The organism is Methanocalculus sp. (assembly GCF_029762515.1).
In the GTDB taxonomy this organism is placed as follows: domain Archaea; phylum Halobacteriota; class Methanomicrobia; order Methanomicrobiales; family Methanocorpusculaceae; genus Methanocalculus.
This window is the reverse complement of sequence record NZ_JARVGN010000199.1, coordinates 1-4,102: the sequence shown is the minus strand read 5'-3', so window position 1 is coordinate 4,102 and position 4,102 is coordinate 1. Positions and strand designations below refer to the sequence as shown.

Below are 4,102 nucleotides of genomic sequence, written 5' to 3'. Positions count from 1 at the left end.
CTGACGGGATCATCACGTGCTATACGCTTAAAGACCTCGTCGGCTGCCTGTACCTCATGTGCAAGCTGGAGATCTTCTGCCACCCGTTCAAGAACACCATCGCCGATCGCCTGCTGGATGGCGCCATACCCGCTCCTCTGTGTATCTACAATTGCCATCCGTGCCAGAAGATCCGTATCACGCGACCGGACATAGGTGGCAAACTCCTCTTTGATGAATCCGGGACCTGCAATGACGATGGGTCCGGTGACCTGCAGGAGGAACAAATAGAGGCTCTCAAAGAGGGCCTGCCGGGTATTCTCGCCCCTGGTCTTCCCGCTCCCCTGTGTCATGGTAGTGATCCGCTCGGGCCCGTACTGCCGCACACGGCAGATCTCAGCCTCACCTTCCTCAAGGGCGATGATATGAATCGCATCATAGAGTGATGCCTTCACAGCCCGGTCGATCCGGGCGAGATCTGATCTCCTCCACTGCCGGATAACCGAGATCTCGTATCCTGTCTCGACATTCAGGCTGTGGTGGAGTCCGGGATCCGACCCATCACGGATTATTCCTGCTATCCTTAGTCTCCGTGACTCTGGTACAAACTCGGTTCGCTCCACCTCAAGACCGATCCGAACCGGCCTCTTCTCTACCTTATCGGGCCTGATCTTATCAGATGCCTGTTCGACAGATCGGAGCGTGGTGGCGTACACCTGATCAGATGGCTCGATCAGGTGGGAGAGGTGCCAGAGATCGTCAAGTGACTCTGGCATCAGTTTAATCTCGCCTGTATTTCTCCTGAGGTCACAGAAGGTGGCTTTCATGACTCCTCAATGATATCGGATCCCCCGGCCGGTATGAAGGCAGCAACCGCCTCGGTTGAGAGGATACTCCTGAGAACCTTCGCATCGGTTGCCGGAAGATGGTCACGGAGCATCCTGACCACCTTCTTTGCGATATCGTTTGGCTCAAAGGTTCCGGGTGCGATCCTGACCATATGTTTTGCCTTCTTTTCAATGGCAGTAACAGGACCCCCGATAACCGCAACCCCCGGCTCTGTCACAACACCAACGGCAACCGCAAGGGGGGCGTTTCTGTAATATGTCCGCTCTCCCCTGATGACAAATGCACCCCTGGCAACAAACTCACCTGACTCCGGGGTCTTGCTCACCTGTCCGGGTGCTGCTGCATAGACATCCCCGGATCCGTACCCGCCCTTCCAGAAGTTCGAGTACGATGCGGCAAACTGTGCCACCTCATCCATCCGTTCTGTCTTCCCTTTCACGATGACGACACTTCCTCCATGCACATCAGCATGGACAAAGGTGTCGCCTCCTTCCATGTATTTTTTCACAAGCTCTTCGTTCTGGTCTGCATCCCTGCCCCCGATGACGAGTACGCCGTCACTCGTCTCAAACCAGCGGAACCGGTGGTACCATTTCGGCTTCTGCCTCTTTGGAACCGCCGCCCGGTCTTTCTGTTTTGGCGGGGGCCGGTTCATCGCCCGGATCGCACCTTCACGCTTTGACCTGAACTTCTTCATCTGGTCATAGTAGACGCCGACATTCCCCTCAACACTCTTCTGAACAGATATCGTCACCTTCATTCCGAGATCCACGACAACTGACGCATCAGCAGGGTTCACCGAGACGATCATCTTTGCTGCCGGATGATTTGCGTTCTTGATCAACTTCTCAATATCCTGCCAGGAGAGCTTCTCGGATGCGGCTTTGAGAATATCTATCAGCTGCTGGATATCGGGGTAGTTCTCATAGATCAACTCTGCGGCACGCTCGGAATCACGGATCTTCTCCTCGAACTTCAGAATTGCTCCTTCCTGCTGCCGACGGATACGCTCTTCCCTTGAGAGGACTTCCCTTTTTGCCTCCTCCTTCTCCTCCATCTTCGGGAGCGGATAATATGCGGCAAGTGCATCAGAGAAGGTTGGATATAAAACAGCCCCCTCAGATCCAGCCAGCGGGAATGGCCAGCATCCGCCTTTGTCGATCACCGGATGCGTGGTGGATCTGGCTTCAAGGATGATGCTTCTGTAGGCATCATACAGCCGCAAGAGTATCTCATCAGTCAGGTACTGTGTCGGGAATGCCTTCTCGACACCGGCACGGAGACAGAGCTCCTCTGCCATCACGCCTCCAAACATCAGGCCAACGGCAACTGCCCTGACGAGATCCTTCTCCTGGGATCTCAGGATCTCCTCGAATGCCTCTCGCGCCAGATCAGCGAGATCGACTCCCTCAATTTCATATCTCTCTCCGGAGACGATCTCCCGTTCCCGGAACCGGCGTTTCTTCAGGGCATTCTGGATGACGAATTGCTCGTCTGTAACGATGAGGTTCCCCTCATCAAAGAGCTCGATGATGAGGTTGAGTCTTCCCCCGCCTTTCCCGATCTCGAGGATGATCACCCGTTCGATACTCTTCTGGGTAACTGAGAGTATTTTGCCTCCATCCAGGAACTTCCTGAGGTACATTGAGTACCCGGACGGGTTCTTCGGAGCGGGAGGGAGTGCAGGAACACGATGGGCACGCCTGCCGATCTCGATAAAGAAGAGGTGGCGTGCCTTATCCTCTCCATTGAAACGAAACCCGAATTTTGTATTGTCGTACTGATAAATCTTGCCGACCCAGAGAGGAAGAAGGCTCTGTAACTCCGCTGTTAATGCGGTCAGATCAAGCCCGCTCATTCCTTTGTCTGTTGCCATGTGAATACCAAGATACATAAGATGCGAAGACTAAAAAATACACCACTGGTGCGAAGATGAGTAAGGATACCACAGAGAAACGAATTGAGAAGAAGGATCAGCATAAGAAACGGGTGAAGCGGACTCTCATAGCCTGCCTGATGGGTCTTATTGCAGGTATCCTGTCGTTTATGCTTGGAGGAGTCCCTGATGCTTCAGGTATACAGCCAAATACGATGCTGACCATTCTGCTTCTCCTTGCCGCAATTGTCTTTCAGAAACATGTCATTACAATCATCGGGATTGATATCACGGAACTTGGCAAGAAAGACTGGTTTTACCAGGGTTTCATGACATTTGCCATCTGGTTCATCACCTGGACAATCCTCCTGACAACAAACCTTCTCTGATTATCCATGCGTCTTGCAGTCGTCCATCGGGATCGGTGCCATTCAAAGAAGTGTGGCACCGAATGCATCATCTACTGTCCGCGCGTCAGAACCGGTGATGAGACCGTTATCATCGGGGAAGACGGAAAAGCAGAGATCTCTGAAGAGCTCTGTGTCGGGTGCGGCATCTGCGTCAAGAAGTGTCCGTTTGATGCGATTGACATCATCACCCTCCCTGTTGAGCTGGATAATCCAACCCACCGGTATGGAAAGAACGGCTTTGCCCTCTATGGCCTTCCCATCCCGGTTGAGGGGAAGGTTTCGGGTATCCTTGGTCCAAACGGCATCGGGAAGAGTACCTCTGTTGCCATCCTCTCTGGCCAGCTGAAACCAAATCTCGGAGAAGAGGAGGAGAGAGAGGGAACCTGGGATCTGATCCTGAAACAGTATGCAGGAACCGAACTCTTTGATTACATCAAGGCAGTAGCAGAGAGAGGAGTAAAAGTTGCGGTCAAGCCCCAGTATATTGATGGGATACCAAAGGTCTTCTCCGGAAAGGTCGAGGATCTTCTCAGGAAGACCGATGAGACCGGCCGTCTTGAACACTACATCAGTGAACTTGGTCTTGGGACGATCCTCGATAAGAACATCGACACGCTCTCCGGAGGCGAACTCCAGCGGGTGGCGTTTGCCGCCACACTCTCACGGGAAGCAGATTTCTATTTCCTTGACGAGATCACACCCTTCCTTGACATCTATCAGAGGATGGCAACTGCCCGGCTTATCAGGGAACTTGCCCTCTCACGCCCGATTATGATCGTCGAGCACGATCTGGCCATACTCGATCTCCTGGCAGATACCGTGCATGTCGGCTATGGAAAACCTGCCGTCTTCGGCGTCATCACCCGGCCAAAAGGTGTCCGTGTCGGGATCAACCAGTATCTCGAGGGATTCCTCCACGAGGAGAATGTCCGGTTCAGAAAGAACCAGGTGGTCTTTGAGACGAGATCGCACCAGAAGACGGTTGAGC

Annotated in this window: 4 protein-coding genes; 2 read left to right on the top strand and 2 right to left on the bottom strand. The window is 53.3% G+C overall.

Annotated features, from left to right (window positions below):
• The coding region (locus tag QCH34_RS07910) for an mRNA surveillance protein Pelota (protein ID WP_300332609.1) at window positions 1-806 on the bottom strand (806 nt) is incomplete at its 3' end.
• A complete protein-coding gene (rqcH, locus tag QCH34_RS07905; protein WP_300332606.1) occupies window positions 803-2,704 on the bottom strand; it encodes a ribosome rescue protein RqcH in 1,902 nt (633 codons plus the stop codon). The genes QCH34_RS07910 and rqcH, both read right to left, overlap by 4 nt.
• Before the next feature lie 56 nt (window positions 2,705-2,760).
• On the opposite strand from rqcH, the gene QCH34_RS07900 reads away from it, so the two are divergent.
• The gene (locus QCH34_RS07900) at window positions 2,761-3,093 is read left to right on the top strand and encodes a hypothetical protein (protein ID WP_300332604.1); all 333 of its coding nucleotides are present in this window, start codon (window positions 2,761-2,763) and stop codon (window positions 3,091-3,093) included.
• 6 nt (window positions 3,094-3,099) lie between these two features.
• Window positions 3,100-4,102, top strand: a 1,003-nt coding sequence (locus tag QCH34_RS07895; protein WP_300332602.1) for a ribosome biogenesis/translation initiation ATPase RLI, incomplete at its 3' end; no start/stop codon positions are given.

Excerpts from the sequence above, each read along its gene's own strand:
- QCH34_RS07900 (WP_300332604.1), top strand. The coding sequence starts at position 2,761 with ATGAGTAAGGATACCACAGAGAAACGAATTGAGAAGAAGGATCAGCAT.
- rqcH (WP_300332606.1), bottom strand. The coding sequence starts at position 2,704 with ATGGCAACAGACAAAGGAATGAGCGGGCTTGATCTGACCGCATTAACA.